The following is a 393-nucleotide window of genomic DNA, read 5'->3' on the forward strand; positions in this document are numbered from 1 at the left end:
AAAATGCACGTGTCATGATTCACCAACCTTTAGGCGGCTTCCGTGGTCAAGCTTCCGATATTGAAATTCATGCTCGTGAAATTTTATTTATCAAAGAGCGTTTAAATCGCTTAATGGCTGAACATAGTGGTCAAGACTATGAAACGGTTGCTCGTGATACAGATCGTGACAACTTCATGACTGCGCAAGCAGCAAAAGAATATGGTTTGGTTGATCAAGTGCTTAGTAAGCGTCCTTGATTTTTAAAAACTAAGTTTAAGATTTAAGTGGTGGAGTAAATATGTCCGAACATCCTCAAGGACAAAAACATTGTTCATTTTGTGGTAAGACGCAATCTGAAGTTGGAAAATTGATTGCAGGTGAGGACGCATATATTTGTAATGAGTGTGTGGA

Annotated in this window: 2 protein-coding genes; both read left to right on the forward strand. The window is 38.7% G+C overall.

The features are described from left to right. A partial coding sequence (locus B4237_RS06170) for an ATP-dependent Clp protease proteolytic subunit (RefSeq protein WP_286942199.1) occupies positions 1-239 on the forward strand: 239 nt, incomplete at its 5' end. A gap of 41 nt (positions 240-280) precedes the next feature. Further along, positions 281-393, forward strand: a 113-nt coding sequence (locus B4237_RS06175; protein ID WP_286942209.1) for a ClpX C4-type zinc finger protein, incomplete at its 3' end; no start/stop codon positions are given.

It is taken from the genome of Acinetobacter sp. UBA6526 (assembly GCF_002434875.1).
GTDB lineage: Bacteria > Pseudomonadota > Gammaproteobacteria > Pseudomonadales > Moraxellaceae > Acinetobacter > Acinetobacter venetianus.